The sequence below is a fragment of the Bacillus pacificus genome (genome assembly GCF_020861345.1).
Lineage (GTDB): Bacteria > Bacillota > Bacilli > Bacillales > Bacillaceae_G > Bacillus_A > Bacillus_A pacificus.
Window position 1 is genome coordinate 772,324 of sequence record NZ_CP086328.1, and the last position, 16,285, is coordinate 788,608.

Below are 16,285 nucleotides of genomic sequence, written 5' to 3' on the forward strand. Positions count from 1 at the left end.
AATATTGTTTTGTGGAACAAGTAGAAGCACCCGCTTCTCACCTGATGGACGCATTCGCAGTTTACAGGTAAATGTATTTCTTACTTAAGATTTTACAAGTGTGGGTGTCGTATGCCCGCACTTTTTTTGTCGGGTTCTATGACTACAAACTATGTTCTGAGAAAACCTTGGAGGTGGCTTACTATTAGCAAGGATATGATGATTAACGAGCAAATTCGTGCACGTGAAGTACGTTTAGTTGGTGCAAATGGCGATCAACTTGGAATCAAGTCTCGTAATGACGCTTTAGACTTAGCTGCAAATCTTAATCTTGATTTAGTATTAGTTGCTCCAAATGCGAAACCGCCAGTATGCCGCATTATGGACTACGGTAAATTCCGCTTTGAGCAACAGAAGAAAGAAAAAGAACAGCGCAAAAATCAAAAAGTAATTAGCATGAAAGAAGTACGTTTAAGTCCAACAATTGATGAACACGACTTTAACACAAAACTTCGTAATGCTATCAAGTTTTTAGAGAAAGGCGACAAGGTTAAAGCGTCAATTCGCTTTAAAGGACGTGCCATTACTCATAAAGAAATCGGTCAACGTGTTTTAGATCGCTTCTCAGAAGCTTGTGCTGAAGTTAGTACAATCGAATCTAAGCCTAAAATGGAAGGACGCAGTATGTTCTTAGTTTTAGCACCGAAAAACGATAAGTAATAGATAGAGGAGGAAATACCTATGCCTAAACAAAAAACTCATCGCGGCGCTGCAAAGCGTTTCAAAAAGACTGGATCAGGTAAACTGAAACGTTCTCACGCTTACACAAGCCATTTATTCGCTAACAAATCTACAAAAGCTAAACGTAAACTACGTAAAGCTGGTGTAGTAAGCGCTGGTGACTTCAAACGCATTCGTCAAATGCTTGACAACTTAAAATAAGTTCGGCTGATATATAGAACAATTAGGAGGTAATATTATGCCAAGAGTAAAAGGTGGTACAGTTACTCGTCAACGTCGTAAAAAAGTAATTAAATTAGCAAAAGGTTACTACGGTTCAAAAAATACATTATTCAAGGTTGCTAACCAACAGGTTATGAAATCTCTAATGTATGCATTCCGTGACCGCCGTCAAAAGAAACGTGACTTCCGTAAATTATGGATTACACGTATCAACGCAGCAGCTCGTATGAATGGTCTTTCTTACAGCCGCTTAATGCACGGTCTTAAAAATGCTGGCATCGAAGTTAACCGCAAGATGCTTGCTGACTTAGCTGTTCATGACGAAAAAGCTTTCGCTGAATTAGCAACAGTTGCAAAAAACAACATTAACTAATTAATTAGTTGAAACCTTAGGAGAATTTTCTTCTAAGGTTTTTTATTTGTATACAAAGAGAGAGATGTCGTTATTGATATGACAAAACCTATATAAAAGCTATAGCAATATAGAAGAATATACATATGAAGTCAGGAGAATCCTTCTGGCTTTTTTTTATTATGCCCCTTTGGAAAGAAGAGTATCTTTCCTAGGTGAAACGACACTGCTATAATGGAAAGATGATATGGAACTTTCATCAGATAAAATAACATTTTCATTAGTGGACAATACACAGATAATGATTACCTATCACCAATCGGAGTGAACAATCTAATCGTGATGATTGAAACGTATTTGTAAATTAAGGACAAGCTATTTTGTAAAGAGGTAAATGGCTTACTTATTAATAAGAAATGAAAAATAATAATGAACTTTGAAATGAAACAACATTGTTGCGTAACATGCGATGTTGGAGGAGGACAATAGAGTGGACTTACTACAACTATTTAAATTACAAAAAGAATTAGATGACCGTATTGCGAAAGAACATGACTTACAACCGAAAAAATTGTTAAAAGAGAAAATGTTAGCTCTTCTTGTAGAAATTGGAGAACTTGCAAATGAAACACGTTGTTTTAAATATTGGAGCAACAAACCAGCATCAGAACGTGAAGTCATACTAGAAGAATACGTAGATGGTTTACATTTTATTTTATCAATCGGAATTGATTTAGGTATTGATAAAAACTTCCTATTCTATAAGTGTGCACAGACGAATAAAACACAAGTAGAAATTTTCTTAGACACATATGCGAAGGTAATTCGTTTTACAGATCAACCATCTATTACGAACTATATTGAATTATTTACAAGCTACCTTCGACTAGGACAAGCGCTTGAGTTTGAACAAGAAGAGATTGAAAAGGCATATTTAGATAAAAACGAAGTAAATCATCAGCGTCAAACACAAGGATACTAAGTTAATTTTTGAATATTTCAATTTCCTTTTGTATAATGAAGTGACTGAAGAAAAAGGAGGGTGTTGGCAATGACAAAATTAGACGAGACATTGACAATGCTAAAAGAATTAACAGATGCACGTGGTATTGCGGGTAACGAGCGTGAACCACGTGAAGTAATGAAGAAATATATTGAGCCGTTTGCGGATGAACTTTCTACTGATAATTTAGGAAGTTTAGTTGCGAAAAAAGTAGGGGAAGAAAACGGCCCGAAAATTATGGTTGCAGGTCACTTAGATGAAGTTGGCTTTATGATTACACAAATTGATGACAAAGGTTTCCTTCGTTTCCAAACAGTTGGTGGCTGGTGGTCACAAGTTATGCTTGCACAGCGCGTAACAATTGTAACGCGTAAAGGAGATGTAACAGGTGTTATCGGTTCAAAACCACCTCATATCTTACCTCCAGAAGCGCGTAAAAAGCCAGTTGAAATTAAAGACATGTTCATCGATATTGGTGCTTCTAGCCAAGAAGAAGCAATGGAGTGGGGCGTACGACCAGGAGATCAAGTTGTACCTTACTTTGAATTCCAAGTGATGAAGAATGAAAAAATGTTACTTGCAAAAGCATGGGATAATCGAATTGGTTGTGCAATTGCAATTGATGTATTAAAACAATTAAAAGATGAAAAGCATCCAAACGTTGTATATGGCGTCGGGACTGTACAAGAAGAAGTCGGTCTTCGTGGTGCAAAAACATCTGCAAACTATATTAAACCAGATATCGCGTTCGCAGTAGATGTTGGTATCGCTGGTGACACACCTGGTGTAACATCAAAAGAAGCGCAAAGTAAAATGGGTGATGGACCACAGATTATTTTATATGATGCTTCTGTTATTGGTCATACAGGTTTACGTGACTTTGTAGTTGATGTTGCTGATGAATTACAAATTCCATACCAATATGATTCAGTAGCGGGCGGTGGAACGGATGCAGGTGCAATTCATATTGCTGTAAATGGTATTCCGTCTATGGCCATTACGATTGCAACGCGTTACATTCATTCTCATGCGGCAATGTTACACCGTGATGACTATGAAAATGCAGTGAAGTTAATTGTAGAAGTTATTAAACGTCTTGATAAAGAGGCAGTACATAACATTACATTTAATTAATAGAAAAAGCGAAGGAGCCTCTCCTTCGCTTTTTTATGTTTTAAAAAGGCCGTTCTAATCCAGCTGCAGTATGAGCCCCTAAAATGATTAAACGAGTTAATTGCATGGCCATAAAATGCGGGGTATATATCATTCCTTTTTTTAGCCATGACATAATCATGCCGAGGTGGGCACCAGTAACATAACTAATAAGAATATCACGTGGAACCATTAGTTTTTCATCGTTAGGTTGTGAAATAGAGAGGCTTAATGTTAAATGTGTTTGAATTGCTTTCATCATTTTATACGTATAATTTCCGGCAGCTTTATCACCAAGCATGACGTTATAGAAGTTCGCATTTTCTGCAATATGTTCGAACAAGGCCAAAAAACTTGGATGTGGTGAATCAAATGTAAGTTGAAAATCTTCTTTATTTCTATTTTTTTGTTTAATGACTTTTGTTAACTTCTCTAACATTTCTTCAATGCTTTTGTCTAATAAGTCATATTTATCGTGATAATGGCTATAAAACGTAGCACGATTTACAGGAGCACGTTCTGCAATATGTTGAACAGTTACATTTTCAAACCCTTTTTCGCCTACTAAAGCGACAAAAGCATCCTGTATGAGTTGTCTCGTCCGTTTTACACGTGGATCATTTGTATTTTTAATAGACATTTTTATTTCCCCTTGTTTAATTTTCTTTACTTAAACAACATATCAGCGTTATATTGTTGTTTAAACGACATTTCATACGTAAATTGTCGGTTGTAGATTTAAAATAATTATTTATAATTATAAACGATAGTCCTTCAGAAATCAGCACCGCTCGCAGGTAGATAAATTTCGATTTACACCGCAGATGGTGTGATTTTTTTGTTTAAAAGTTAATATAATTAACAATTAAGCAATCTAAACAATAAGGACATAAATAGTTTAGAAAAAAATTATATGCGATATAAGGAGAGGAATGCAATGAATCAGTTTCGAAGAATGGTAATTATCAACATTATCACATTAATTGTACTAGTTGGCGGCGGTATTGGCGCTTATTACTATTACAACCAAACGGAAAATTACTTAAAAACAGACAATGCAAAGATTGACGGAAAGGTAATTCCGATTGCGTCACCAGTAGCAGGTAAACTAACTGACTGGAAAGCAGAAGTAGGTAAGAACTACAATGAAAACGATAAATTAGGTGCTGTTACTGTAGCAGCAGCAAATGGAGAACAAACAGTAGATGTAACAATTCCGCAAAACGCAACAGTTGTACAATCAAACGCAACAACAAATGCTTTCGTTGGAGCAGGTAGCCCGATTGCGTATGCATTTGATATGAACAATTTATGGGTAACAGCAAATATTGAAGAAACAGTAATTGATGATGTTCAAAAAGGCCAAACAGTAGATGTATATGTAGATGCATACCCAGATACAACGTTAACAGGAAAAGTAGAACAAGTTGGCTTAACAACAGCGAACACATTCTCAATGTTACCATCAAGTAACGCAACAGCGAACTATACGAAAGTAAAGCAAGTTGTACCAGTTAAAATTTCTTTAGATCATAGTAAATCAGTAAATATTGTTCCTGGAATGAATGTGTCAGTTCGTATTCATAAGTAAGGGGGAGATGAGATGTCCTCAATTGCAATTGTAGGATATGCACTATTTTGTATAATCGTCTTCTTCCTTGTAAATCGTCTTTTACGAAAGAAAAAAACGAACGTGGGAGAAGAACAAGTCCCAGCCGTAAGTAAAATAGAAGTAAGTAAGGTAGAAACAGAAGAGAAAGAAAATGAACAAAAGCAAGAAGTAGAAATTTCTAATGTAGTTGAGTTAGAAACAAGCAAGCAAGAAGAAGTAAAACAAGAAAAAGAAATGCCGAAAAAACAAACGTCTATGCCTATAGAGAATGTAAATGTAAAAGCAGTTGTAACAGTATTAATTCTCGGTATGTTCGTTTCTATTTTAAACCAAACAATTATTAACGTTGCATTGCCACCGTTAATGAATGAATTTAACGTATCAACTTCAACAGCACAATGGTTAATTACAGGATTCATGCTTGTAAATGGTATTTTAGTACCGATTAGTGCCTTTTTAGTTTCACGATTTACGTATCGTAAATTATTCGTAGCAGCAATGTTATTCTTTACTGTAGGATCTATCATTTGTGCTACATCAGGAAACTTTACAATGATGATGACAGGTCGTATTATTCAAGCGGTCGGTGCAGGTATTTTAATGCCGGTTGGTATGAATATCTTCATGACATTATTCCCACCTCATAAGCGCGGAGCAGCGATGGGATTACTAGGTGTAGCGATGATTTTAGCTCCAGCTATCGGACCAACTGTAACAGGTTGGGTAATTGAAAACTACAGCTGGAACTTAATGTTCTATGCGATGTTTATTATCGGTTTAATTATTACCTTCCTATCTTTAAAATTCTTTACACTAGCTCAGCCAGTATCTAAAACGAAATTAGATGTATTTGGTGTTATTAGTTCAAGTATTGGACTAGGAAGCTTGTTGTACGGATTTAGTGAAGCTGGAAATAATAGTTGGACTAGTGCCGAAGTTGTTATTTCACTTGTTATCGGTGTAATTGGTTTAGCGTTATTTATTTGGAGAGAGTTGACAACAGACAATAAAATGCTTGATTTACAAGTATTTAAATATCCAGTATTTACTTTCACTTTATTAATTAACGCAATCGTTACGATGGCATTATTCGGAGGTATGTTACTACTTCCAGTATATCTGCAAAACATTCGTGGCTTCACACCAATTGAATCAGGTTTATTATTACTTCCAGGTTCATTAATTATGGGAATCATGGGACCTATTGCAGGTAAACTATTTGATAAATATGGAATTCGTCCGTTAGCGATTGTTGGATTAGCTATTACAACGTTTGCGACATATGAATTTACAAAGTTATCAATGGATACGCCATATAGCGTTATTATGACGGACTATATTATACGTTCAATTGGTATGTCATTCATTATGATGCCAATTATGACAGCTGGTATGAACGCACTGCCGATGAAATTAATTTCTCACGGTACAGCAACGCAAAATACATCAAGGCAGGTAGCTGGTTCAATCGGAACAGCGATTTTAATCACACTTATGACGCAACAAACAACTGCTCACGTAGCAGATTACGGTAACATGTTAACAACGTCAAACCCAATTTTAGTTGATAAAGTACATGGCATGGGGCAAAGCTTAGCGGCCTTAGCTGGATCAGCGCAAGCAGGAGATGCGATGAGCACGCAACTATTATATGGACAAATTTCAAAGCTATCTGCAATTAACGGTATTAACGATGCATTCTTAATTGCAACAATATTAGCAGGTGTTGCATGGGTGTTATCGTTCTTCTTACAATCAGGAAATAAACCAAATAGAAAAGCAGGGAATTAATTTCCCTGCTTTTTTGTGTTCTTTATGCAGTTACATATAAAAGCTGATAACCAGCTACGGAGCAAAGCCCTGCTATAAACAAAATCGTCCCCATAGAACGAATACTCGATATGTGTCTGCCGCTTATAATAGTTAATAGTCCAGCTAAAGAGAAGAAGCACCAATATAAAGTTCCCGAAATTGGAACCATCCCTTCTAAATCTATTCCAGAACCTATACAAAAGATAGGAACAACGATAAGTAATATGCTAATGAAACCAGCTATAGTGGTAAGTGATTTCCGATGTTTCATGCCAGCAATAATTAAAAAAATACCGACGATGAATTCACATAACATGAAAGTAAGAGCTAAAATCATCCAAGTTAATATTCCGAACACTTCTGTATTACCTCCGATTTTTGGGTTTCAAAAAATGTTATATATAGAATGAATCACCTACAGACATGAGCACCCAGAAAATAACCCCTAATATTCCAGCGGTAAAAATAATGAATCCCATATTACGTATACTTTTAATTTTGGCTTGTAATCCACTTATCCCTGCTAATAATCCAGTTAAAGAAAACAGTATCCAATATAAAGTAGTTGAAATAGGGATGATTGTATTGCTCTCCACTCCCATGCCCCAAAAAACAAAAGGTAGTGTGACAAAGGAAAAGCTAAGTAACCCCATTAAACCGACAAATAATTTACGGTGTTTCACGCTAGTAACAATTAAAAAAATACCACCGAAAAATCCGCATAAAACAAGAAGTGGCATATAAACAATCCAAAGTAAGCTCAACATATGTAATCTCCTTCTGTGTAATCAGTTATATTTTACTACATGAGGTTTATTTTGGATATTATTAATGAATATGTATAATTTGATAGAAATGAGTAGTGGTCATACGAATTAATAAAAGAGGTATCGCGATGATACCTCTTTTTAACTCAAGAACGCCAACATATTATTCATAATATGAAATAACATAGCTGGAATAATGGATTTTGTTTTTTTACATAAAATAGCCATTAATAATCCCATGAAGAAAGTAATTACCATAACCCCAAGTGAGTATGTATGAGCGATACCGAAGAAGAAACTTGTTACGATGGCTGCGATCCAAAATGGAAAGCGTTCTGAGAAGAAGCGAAGTATAAAACCACGGAAAATAAGTTCTTCAAAAATGGGTGTGAGTATGGCGAAGCTGAGAAGCAATAATATTTGATATTGCTTAAAGACGTCTAAGCTTAGTGCGGAAGATTGCTGCTTCGTTGCATTTTGGAACACATAATTTAACAGTATGTAATTGAGTACGATGTTTATAACGAAGAAAAGAAGTAAATATACGTATGTGCGCCATTCTTTCAGTGCTTTAAAGTTAAAAGATTTTAGTAGTAATTTTTTTGCGGGTTCGAATTTAAAAATGAAGAATAACAGTACGGCTAGTTGTAATACGGTACTTGCGGTATTGGCAATAGATTCGTACAGGGCAATTTGTTTTTTATTTGTGAGACCAGCTGTATAAATTGTTAATGGCATTGCGAGGAACACAGTAATAAGTCCGGTTCCGAAAAAAGCGAATAAAACGGAGCTAATAAATTGTAACCATGACATAGAGTATTTCTGTTCATTAGAAAGTTGTGTAGCGGGTTGCATTTGTAAAATCACCTCTTTATATTTGTATATTTAATTATAAAGCATATCGTTTTCGGGTGTAACATTTAAATATTACATATAAAGGTGTATTTTCCATAAAATAATAAAAGAGGTATCACCCTATAGTGATGCCTCTTTCTTATTGATAACTATGTTCTGCTTTGTTATTCGATTTTGATTGCTCTATTTGCAATTCACGCTCTACTAAACGGTCTAACTGTTGAATAGCTTTTAATGCTTTTTCATAAGAAATTGTTCGATAATGATGCGCTCCGCCCGGTTCTTCATCTGCTTCGTCTGCCCATTTAATAATGTTTTGAAGAGATGTTCTTTCGATTTCTTGTTCTACTAAGAAAGAATCAGTATGAAGAAGAATGGCGATAGAAATCTCTTTTGCTAGTTTAGGGTGCTCTCCTAATCTAATAAGCAATTTATGAGCTCTTTCTGCTCCTTTAATTGCGTGTATATCATTCTTTTTATATAAATCATAGTCCCATTCGCCGCCTGTGTACCACGTATGATGTCCGATATCATGAAGGAAACCAGCCTTTGTAGCAGCATCGACTGAGGCGTGATGCTTTTTAGCTAAGTGAAACGCATGGTAAGCGACAGCAATCGCGTGGACCATCCCAGAACGATTTACGTATTTTTGTGTAATATGGTGTTTAAAAATTTGTTCAAGCGTAATACGGTGCATAAAACATTCACTCCTTTTATCCCGCTTTAACGGGCAGTAAGATTCCTACTTCAAAATTCAGCGAATACGAGGAAGTTAGGTGAGGAATCAACTGCCCGTAAAAGCCCGATTGGTTCAACTAATAATTAGTGGGGATGAACCCCCCTCCCCACTAATTAAAGTTTCACTTTATCTTATGGTGTCTATAAAGAAAATCGATCGGTTTAAATGTATTTTGAACATTGTACTCCATCATAGTTCGTTAGTAAAGTAGAAATGTTTAGGAGAAGAAAAAAATTTTCCGCAAAAAAAATCACCTTGGCCTATGCAAAGGTGATTTTCAAATTGCTTATTTTTTTAATCCTTGCTCTAGTGTTTCTAACATTTCGTGCTTTTCATTTTCATCGGCGTTTTTCCAAATGACTTCAAATAAAACACCAAGACCTGGTAGCATTTTTTCTTCACCGCTTTGAATTGCATCGACAATTGTTTCTTGTAATTGATCTTGTGTATTACCAGATACATTTGCTAATACAGCACCGCGTAAATTAAAACTCATTGTTTTCACCTCTTCTTCAGAATTGAAACTGACGTTAGTTTTTGTTCTTTTTTATGTAAATATGTATGAAAAATAGGCTATAATGATAAGACAAGAAGAGAGGGAAATACATATTATGAAAAACATTGATTCAGTACAAAATCCGCGTGTGAAGCAGTGGAAAAAGCTGCAAACGAAAAAAGAACGCGATAAAAAAGGTTTATTTTTTGTAGAAGGATTCCACTTAGTGGAGGAAGCTTTAAAAGTAGGAGTTGTAACAGAACTTATCGTTTCAGATCAGACAGACCTTCCGAAAGATTGGACAGTTAATGATGTAGAGATGTATATCGTACCGGAAGCAATCGTAAAAGTACTTCGTGAAACAGAAACGACGCAAGGTGTATTTGCTGTCTGTGAAAAGCATGAGAAAGAAGTAGCTCTTGCTGATGGAAAGTTTCTTTTACTAGATGGTCTGCAAGACCCAGGTAACTTAGGGACGATTATTCGTACAGCTGATGCAGCTGGCATTCATGCCGTTGTGCTTGGAGAAGGTTGTGTTGATGTTTATAATAGTAAAGTACTCCGTTCTACACAAGGCTCTATTTTCCACTTACCAATTGTAAAAGGGAACTTAGAAGAATGGGTAGACAAGTTAAAAGAAAATAACGTTCCTGTATATGGAACAGCTCTTGAAAATGGAGTTCCGTACGGGGAAGTAACACCAGCTGGTAGTTTTGCATTAATTGTAGGAAATGAAGGAAACGGCGTACGTCAAGAAATTCTTGCGAAAACGGATCAAAACTTGTATATTCCGATTTACGGCGGGGCAGAATCATTAAATGTTGCAGTTGCAGCAGGGATTTTAACGTATTATTTGCAAAGCCCGGTTGCGAACAAATAAAAAACTTCTTATAATAAGTTGAAGTACATTATATTAAAAGTTAAATAACGAAAAACGTTGATAGAGAAGAGTAGCTTACAAAATCGCCATATAGGGAGAGAATGCCGTAGACTGAAAGCATTCTTATGGTAGACGGAAGTGAATTCACCTCTGGAGTTGACGCCAGGACCATGTATATGTAAAGGCGTTCCGGTCAGAATTGATCGTTATAACTAATGAGTGGGCAGACATGTTCTGTCAATTTAGGGTGGTACCGCGAATTTACCTCGTCCCTTTTTGGGAGCGAGGTTTTTTTATTTTTAAAATTAGGAGGGTTCCAAATGGAAGCACGTTTAAAAGAGCTAAAGCAAAAAGCGTTAGAGCTTATTGAAGAAGCGAAAGAGCTAAAAGGCTTAAACGACGTACGCGTAGCGTATTTAGGAAAAAAAGGTCCAATTACAGAAGTATTACGCGGCATGGGAAAATTATCAGCAGAAGAGCGTCCACGTATGGGAGCATTAGTAAATGAAGTACGTGAAGCGATTCAAACGCGTCTAGATGACAAAATCAGCAACTTAGAAAAAGCAGTAATTGAAGCGAAATTAGCTACTGAAACAATTGATGTTACCTTACCAGGTCGTCCTGTTGAAACAGGTTGTCACCATCCGTTAACAGCTGTTGTTGAACAAATTGAAGATGTATTCATCGGTATGGGTTATGAAGTAGCGGAAGGAACAGAAGTAGAAAAAGACTACTACAACTTCGAAGCATTAAACTTACCGAAAGATCACCCAGCACGTGATATGCAAGATACATTCTACATTACAGAAGAAACGTTACTACGTACACATACATCTTCTGTGCAAGCACGTACGATGGAAAATAATAAAGAAAAAGGCCCAATTAAAATTATTTGTCCTGGTAAAGTGTATCGCCGCGATGACGATGATGCGACGCATTCACACCAGTTCATGCAAATTGAAGGTCTTGTAATTGATAAAAATATTCGTATGAGTGACTTAAAAGGTACACTGCAAGTATTCGTGAAAAAGATGTTCGGTGAAGATCGTGAAATCCGTCTTCGTCCAAGTTTCTTCCCATTCACAGAGCCATCTGTAGAGATGGATATTTCTTGTATGATGTGTCACGGCAAAGGTTGCGGCACTTGTAAAGGAACTGGTTGGATTGAAATTTTAGGCGCAGGTATGGTTCACCCGAACGTACTTGAAATGGCTGGTTATGATTCAAAAGAATATCAAGGTTTCGCATTCGGTATGGGCGCAGAGCGTATCGCAATGTTGAAATACGGCGTAGATGACATTCGTCATTTCTATACAAATGATGTACGTTTCTTACAACAATTCAAACGAGCGTAAGGGAAGGAGAGGATAAGTATGTTCGTATCATATCGTTGGTTACAAGAGTATGTAGATATTAAAGATGTAACGGCACAAGAACTAGCAGACAAAATCACGAAAAGTGGTATTGAAGTAGAAGGCGTTGAAGTATTAAATAAAGGTGTAAAAGGTGTTGTAGTTGGTCACGTATTAGAATGTGAAAAACACCCAGAAGCTGATAAGTTAAGCAAATGCTTAATCGATATCGGTGAAGAAGAACCAGTTCAAATTATTTGTGGTGCTGCTAACATTGCAAAAGGTTTAAAAGTGCCAGTTGCAAAAGTTGGCGCTGTACTACCTGGTAATTTCAAAATTAAAAAAGCAAAACTACGTGGTGAAGCTTCTCACGGTATGGTTTGTGCTCTTCAAGAGCTTGGCATTGATGGAAAGTTAGTTTCAAAAGAATATGCAGATGGTATCTTCATCTTCCCAAGTGACGCTGAAGTTGGTGCAGATGCACTTGAAATTTTAAACTTACATGATGAAGTACTTGAGCTTGGTTTAACACCAAACCGTGCAGATTGCTTAAACATGTTAGGTGTTGCATATGAAGTAGCTGCTATTTATGGCCGTGAAGTAAAACTTCCAGCTATCGACTTACAAGAAACAGCAGAAAAAACTGCTGATTACATTTCTGTAAGTGTAGAAGCGAAAGAAGAAAACCCATTATACATTGCAAAAATGGTAAAGAACGTAAAAATTGGTCCGTCACCAATGTGGATGCAAACTCGCCTTATGGCAGCTGGCATTCGTCCAATTAGCAACGTAGTTGATATTACAAACTACATTTTAATGGAATACGGTCAACCGTTACATGCATTCGATTACGATAAATTAGGTTCAAAAGAAATCGTTGTTCGTCTTGCAAAAGAAGGCGAAAAAATTGAAACGTTAGATGATCAAGAACGTACATTACAAAGCCACCATCTTGTCATTACAAACGGTACAAAAGCTTTAGCTGTTGCTGGTGTAATGGGTGGAGCGGATTCTGAAGTTACAAATGAGACAGTAAACGTTCTAATTGAGTCTGCATACTTTGCGGGTCAAACAGTGCGCCGTACATCAAAAGACTTAGGTCTTCGCAGTGAGTCAAGTGCGCGTTTCGAAAAAGGAATCGACCCAACACGTACATTTGAAGCAATTCAACACGCAGCTGCTTTAATGGCGAAATACGCTGGCGGTGAGGCGCTTGAAGGTGTAGTAGAAGCTGACAACTTACAAGTACAAGAGCGTACAGTATCTGTTACTGCTGACAAAGTAAACCGTGTATTAGGTACAAATATTTCTGCAAGTGAAATGGGTACAATGTTCACAAACTTAAAGTTCCCATTCACAGAAGTAGAAGGAACATTCCACGTGAATGTACCAGCACGTCGTCCTGACATTACAATTTCAGAAGACTTAGTAGAAGAAGTGGGCCGTCTATACGGTTATGACCACATTCCAGTTACATTACCTTCTGGAACGATGACTCGTGGTAAATTAACATCAGCACAAACGAAACGTCGTAAAGTACGTCGCTTCTTAGAAGGTGCTGGTTTATATGAAGCAATCACGTATTCATTAACAAGCACTGACAAAGCGAAACAATATATGGTTGAGCCAAACGAAAAGGCGCCTGTAGGTCTTGCGCTTCCAATGAGTGAAGAGCGTAGCCAACTTCGTTTAAGCTTAGTACCACAATTGTTAGAAGCAGTTTCATACAACGTTGCACGTAAAAACGACAGTGTTGCTTTATACGAAGTAGGTTCTATCTTCTTACCGACAGAAGAAGGAGAACTTCCGAAAGAAGAACAACATCTTGCAGGTGTTATGACAGGTCTTGCTCTTCACCATGCATGGCAAGGTGAGAAGAAAGTAGTAGACTTCTTCGTTGTGAAAGGTGTACTAGAAGGATTATTCGACGTACTTGGCGTTTCAAACCAAATCACTTATGCACCAGCAAAACGTGAAGGTATGCACCCAGGTCGTACAGCTGACATCGTATTAGATGGCGAAGTAATTGGTTTCATCGGTCAATTGCACCCAGAAGCAGAAAAACAATTAGATGTGAAAAATACATTCGTATTTGAACTATCTCTTGTAAAAGTATTCGGTGCAGACGCAGAAGAAACTTACTACTCAGCGATTCCACGTTTCCCATCCATGACACGTGACATGGCTGTTGTCGTAACGAAAGAAACAAAAGCTGGCGAAATGAAGCAAGTTATTGCTGAAGCTGGCGGGGAACTTCTGAAAGACGTAACACTATTTGACTTATACGAAGGTGAAAAAATGGAAGAAGGCAAGAAGTCACTTGCATTCTCTATGAACTACTTCGATCCAGAGCGTACGTTAACAGACGAAGAAGTAACAGAAGCACATAACCGTGTATTAACAGCGGTAGAAGAGAAATTTGGTGCGGAGTTACGTAAGTAATAAGAAATTGCCGGATTTATTCCGGTGATTTTTTTATTGGATTGGTTGTCGGAAAATGTCGGTAAGTCGATATATTACAAAAATCGCCGATATATTTTCCGACATCTTGCATCTTTCTCTCGAATGTAGTACATTAATTTTAGTTTAACAAAATGAAAGACGATGATAAGGAAAAGTAGTATATACTATAATCCAAAGCGAGTCAGGGACGGTGAAAGCCTGATGAGGCGGTATATGTGAAGAACACCTTGGAGTTGCTAACCGAAATTGAATCTTGTATTCAAGAGTAGACTTAGACGGGAATCCGGCCTGTTACAAACTGGGAAGTATGTATTACATACGAGTTAAAGTTGGTCTTTATGACAAATTGGGTGGTACCGCGAAGTTTAACCTTTCGTCCCTTTATGGATGAAAGGTTTTTTTGTATTTAAATATATCAGCAAAGGAGAATTTCACTATGGAAAACACATTAGTAAAAAGTCTGTATAGAGATACAGATAAATACGCAGGTCAAACAGTACAAGTATCAGGGTGGATTCGTAACTTACGTGATTCAAAAGCGTTTGGTTTCATCGAATTAAACGACGGTAGCTTCTTCAAAAGCGTTCAAATCGTTTTCGATACAGAATTAGATAACTTCAAAGAAATTGCAAAACTTCCACTTAGCTCTTCAGTTAAAGTAGAAGGTAAAGTAATTGTAACGCCTGGAGCGAAGCAACCATTTGAAATTAAAGCAGAAAAAATTGATATTGAGGGCTTATCAGATTCTGATTACCCACTTCAAAAGAAACGTCATACGTTTGAATACTTACGTACAATCGCTCACTTACGTCCAAGAACAAATGCATTTTCTGCAACGTTCCGCGTACGTTCTATCGCAGCATTTGCGATTCACCAATTCTTCCAAGAGCGTGGATTCGTACATGTTCACACACCTATCATCACTGGTAGTGATACAGAAGGTGCGGGCGAAATGTTCCGCGTAACAACGCAAGATTTAAACAACGTACCAAAAGGCGAAGACGGACAAGTTGATGAATCAAAAGACTTCTTCGGCAAAGAAACAAACTTAACAGTAAGTGGACAGCTGAACGCTGAAGCTTATGCATTAGCATTCCGTGATGTATACACATTCGGACCTACATTCCGTGCAGAAAACTCAAACACAACTCGCCACGCTGCTGAGTTCTGGATGGTTGAGCCTGAGATTGCATTCGCTGAACTAGGTGACGTAATGAACCTTACAGAAGATATGCTGAAATATGCAATGAAATACGTATTAGAGCATGCACCAGAAGAAATGGAATTCTTCAACAGCTTCGTTGATAAAACAGTTCTAGAGCGCATGAACAACGTAATTAACTCTGACTTCGGTCGTATCACTTATACAGAAGCAATTAAAGTACTTCAAGAATCAGGTGCTGACTTCAAATACCCAGTAGAATGGGGAATTGACTTACAAACAGAGCACGAAAGATACTTATCAGAAGAAATCTTCAAACGCCCTGTATTCGTAACTGACTATCCGAAAGACATTAAAGCATTCTACATGCGCTTAAATGACGACGGTAAAACAGTGGCTGCTACTGACCTTCTAGTTCCTGGCATCGGCGAATTAATCGGCGGAAGTCAACGTGAAGAAAGAATGGACGTTTTAGTAGACAGAATTAAAGAATTAGGTATGAACGAAGAGGACTACTGGTGGTACTTAGAACTTAGAAAATACGGCGGTACAAAACACGCTGGATTCGGTCTAGGTTTCGAGCGCTTCCTAATGTACATCACTGGCATGGCTAACATCCGTGACGTAATTCCATTCCCAAGAACTCCAGGTTCTTCTGAATTCTAAAATATGAAAAAAGCGAGAGGATTTCCTCTCGC

The 16,285-nt window shown here is 37.2% G+C and carries 17 protein-coding genes and 3 other annotated features; of the genes, 11 read left to right on the forward strand and 6 right to left on the reverse strand.

Features of this window, described 5'->3' with window-relative positions; all coding sequences use genetic code 11:
* The first annotated feature begins 12 nt into the window (after positions 1–12).
* Positions 13–133, forward strand: a sequence feature (ribosomal protein L20 leader region).
* 62 nt (positions 134–195) lie between these two features.
* The 5 genes from infC to LMD38_RS04065 all read left to right on the forward strand — a co-directional run bounded on the left by infC (position 196) and on the right by LMD38_RS04065 (position 3,431).
* Entirely contained in the window at positions 196–699 is a 504-nt protein-coding gene (infC, locus tag LMD38_RS04045) for a translation initiation factor IF-3 (protein ID WP_000973214.1), read from the forward strand.
* Positions 700–720: 21 nt separating this feature from the next.
* Positions 721–921, forward strand: a complete 201-nt coding sequence (rpmI, locus tag LMD38_RS04050) for a 50S ribosomal protein L35 (RefSeq protein ID WP_001125945.1) — start codon at positions 721–723, stop codon at positions 919–921.
* 37 nt (positions 922–958) lie between these two features.
* Positions 959–1,315: a 50S ribosomal protein L20 gene (rplT, locus tag LMD38_RS04055; protein WP_001138362.1), complete on the forward strand. Its 357-nt coding sequence runs from the start codon at positions 959–961 to the stop codon at positions 1,313–1,315.
* Positions 1,316–1,784: 469 nt separating this feature from the next.
* Complete coding sequence (locus LMD38_RS04060; protein ID WP_000365050.1) at positions 1,785–2,276, forward strand: dUTP diphosphatase; 492 nt, start codon at positions 1,785–1,787, stop codon at positions 2,274–2,276.
* Positions 2,277–2,345: 69 nt separating this feature from the next.
* Positions 2,346–3,431 (forward strand): M42 family metallopeptidase, encoded by a 1,086-nt coding sequence (locus LMD38_RS04065; RefSeq protein ID WP_000163568.1) that lies wholly within the window; start codon positions 2,346–2,348, stop codon positions 3,429–3,431.
* 40 nt (positions 3,432–3,471) lie between these two features.
* On the opposite strand, the gene LMD38_RS04070 is transcribed toward LMD38_RS04065, so the two are convergent.
* Positions 3,472–4,089: a TetR/AcrR family transcriptional regulator gene (locus LMD38_RS04070; protein WP_000023673.1), complete on the reverse strand. Its 618-nt coding sequence runs from the start codon at positions 4,087–4,089 to the stop codon at positions 3,472–3,474.
* 297 nt (positions 4,090–4,386) lie between these two features.
* Between LMD38_RS04070 and LMD38_RS04075 the strand changes: the two genes are divergently transcribed.
* Both LMD38_RS04075 and LMD38_RS04080 read left to right on the forward strand, forming a co-directional pair.
* Positions 4,387–5,040: an HlyD family secretion protein gene (locus LMD38_RS04075; protein WP_001071400.1), complete on the forward strand. Its 654-nt coding sequence runs from the start codon at positions 4,387–4,389 to the stop codon at positions 5,038–5,040.
* 12 nt (positions 5,041–5,052) lie between these two features.
* A complete protein-coding gene (locus LMD38_RS04080; RefSeq protein ID WP_000094780.1) occupies positions 5,053–6,852 on the forward strand; it encodes a DHA2 family efflux MFS transporter permease subunit in 1,800 nt (599 codons plus the stop codon).
* A 22-nt stretch (positions 6,853–6,874) separates the two neighbouring features.
* On the opposite strand, the gene LMD38_RS04085 is transcribed toward LMD38_RS04080, so the two are convergent.
* From LMD38_RS04085 to sspI, 5 genes are all read right to left on the reverse strand, one after another.
* Positions 6,875–7,231, reverse strand: coding sequence for a hypothetical protein (locus LMD38_RS04085; protein WP_016718638.1), 357 nt, complete (start codon positions 7,229–7,231; stop codon positions 6,875–6,877).
* A 37-nt stretch (positions 7,232–7,268) separates the two neighbouring features.
* Positions 7,269–7,640, reverse strand: a complete 372-nt coding sequence (locus LMD38_RS04090) for a hypothetical protein (RefSeq protein ID WP_000950042.1) — start codon at positions 7,638–7,640, stop codon at positions 7,269–7,271.
* A 141-nt stretch (positions 7,641–7,781) separates the two neighbouring features.
* Positions 7,782–8,495, reverse strand: coding sequence for a CPBP family intramembrane glutamic endopeptidase (locus LMD38_RS04095; protein WP_001182127.1), 714 nt, complete (start codon positions 8,493–8,495; stop codon positions 7,782–7,784).
* 139 nt (positions 8,496–8,634) lie between these two features.
* Positions 8,635–9,192, reverse strand: coding sequence for an HD domain-containing protein (locus tag LMD38_RS04100; protein WP_000554788.1), 558 nt, complete (start codon positions 9,190–9,192; stop codon positions 8,635–8,637).
* Between the two features lie 328 nt (positions 9,193–9,520).
* Positions 9,521–9,730 (reverse strand): small acid-soluble spore protein SspI, encoded by a 210-nt coding sequence (gene sspI, locus LMD38_RS04105; protein WP_000009513.1) that lies wholly within the window; start codon positions 9,728–9,730, stop codon positions 9,521–9,523.
* Positions 9,731–9,812: 82 nt separating this feature from the next.
* Between sspI and LMD38_RS04110 the strand changes: the two genes are divergently transcribed.
* The 4 genes from LMD38_RS04110 (at position 9,813) to asnS (ending at position 16,253) form a co-directional block, all read left to right on the forward strand.
* Positions 9,813–10,610: a TrmH family RNA methyltransferase gene (locus tag LMD38_RS04110; protein ID WP_016718637.1), complete on the forward strand. Its 798-nt coding sequence runs from the start codon at positions 9,813–9,815 to the stop codon at positions 10,608–10,610.
* A 48-nt stretch (positions 10,611–10,658) separates the two neighbouring features.
* Positions 10,659–10,887: a binding site (T-box leader), on the forward strand.
* A gap of 43 nt (positions 10,888–10,930) precedes the next feature.
* On the forward strand, positions 10,931–11,965 hold the full coding sequence (gene pheS / locus LMD38_RS04115) for a phenylalanine--tRNA ligase subunit alpha (RefSeq protein ID WP_000388219.1): 1,035 nt from the start codon (positions 10,931–10,933) through the stop codon (positions 11,963–11,965).
* An 18-nt stretch (positions 11,966–11,983) separates the two neighbouring features.
* Positions 11,984–14,404, forward strand: a complete 2,421-nt coding sequence (pheT, locus tag LMD38_RS04120) for a phenylalanine--tRNA ligase subunit beta (protein WP_062821912.1) — start codon at positions 11,984–11,986, stop codon at positions 14,402–14,404.
* Positions 14,405–14,557: 153 nt separating this feature from the next.
* Positions 14,558–14,809 (forward strand) — a binding site (T-box leader).
* A 52-nt stretch (positions 14,810–14,861) separates the two neighbouring features.
* Entirely contained in the window at positions 14,862–16,253 is a 1,392-nt protein-coding gene (asnS, locus tag LMD38_RS04125) for an asparagine--tRNA ligase (RefSeq protein WP_000432167.1), read from the forward strand.
* Positions 16,254–16,285: the final 32 nt, after the last annotated feature.

Coding starts and splice junctions, on each gene's coding strand:
- LMD38_RS04080 (WP_000094780.1), top strand. CDS start 5,053: ATGTCCTCAATTGCAATTGTAGGATATGCACTATTTTGTATAATCGTC.
- LMD38_RS04075 (WP_001071400.1), top strand. CDS start 4,387: ATGAATCAGTTTCGAAGAATGGTAATTATCAACATTATCACATTAATT.
- asnS (WP_000432167.1), top strand. CDS start 14,862: ATGGAAAACACATTAGTAAAAAGTCTGTATAGAGATACAGATAAATAC.
- LMD38_RS04100 (WP_000554788.1), bottom strand. CDS start 9,192: ATGCACCGTATTACGCTTGAACAAATTTTTAAACACCATATTACACAA.
- pheT (WP_062821912.1), top strand. CDS start 11,984: ATGTTCGTATCATATCGTTGGTTACAAGAGTATGTAGATATTAAAGAT.
- pheS (WP_000388219.1), top strand. CDS start 10,931: ATGGAAGCACGTTTAAAAGAGCTAAAGCAAAAAGCGTTAGAGCTTATT.
- infC (WP_000973214.1), top strand. CDS start 196: ATGATGATTAACGAGCAAATTCGTGCACGTGAAGTACGTTTAGTTGGT.
- LMD38_RS04065 (WP_000163568.1), top strand. CDS start 2,346: ATGACAAAATTAGACGAGACATTGACAATGCTAAAAGAATTAACAGAT.
- LMD38_RS04090 (WP_000950042.1), bottom strand. CDS start 7,640: ATGTTGAGCTTACTTTGGATTGTTTATATGCCACTTCTTGTTTTATGC.
- LMD38_RS04095 (WP_001182127.1), bottom strand. CDS start 8,495: ATGCAACCCGCTACACAACTTTCTAATGAACAGAAATACTCTATGTCA.
- LMD38_RS04070 (WP_000023673.1), bottom strand. CDS start 4,089: ATGTCTATTAAAAATACAAATGATCCACGTGTAAAACGGACGAGACAA.
- rplT (WP_001138362.1), top strand. CDS start 959: ATGCCAAGAGTAAAAGGTGGTACAGTTACTCGTCAACGTCGTAAAAAA.
- sspI (WP_000009513.1), bottom strand. CDS start 9,730: ATGAGTTTTAATTTACGCGGTGCTGTATTAGCAAATGTATCTGGTAAT.
- rpmI (WP_001125945.1), top strand. CDS start 721: ATGCCTAAACAAAAAACTCATCGCGGCGCTGCAAAGCGTTTCAAAAAG.
- LMD38_RS04110 (WP_016718637.1), top strand. CDS start 9,813: ATGATAAGACAAGAAGAGAGGGAAATACATATTATGAAAAACATTGAT.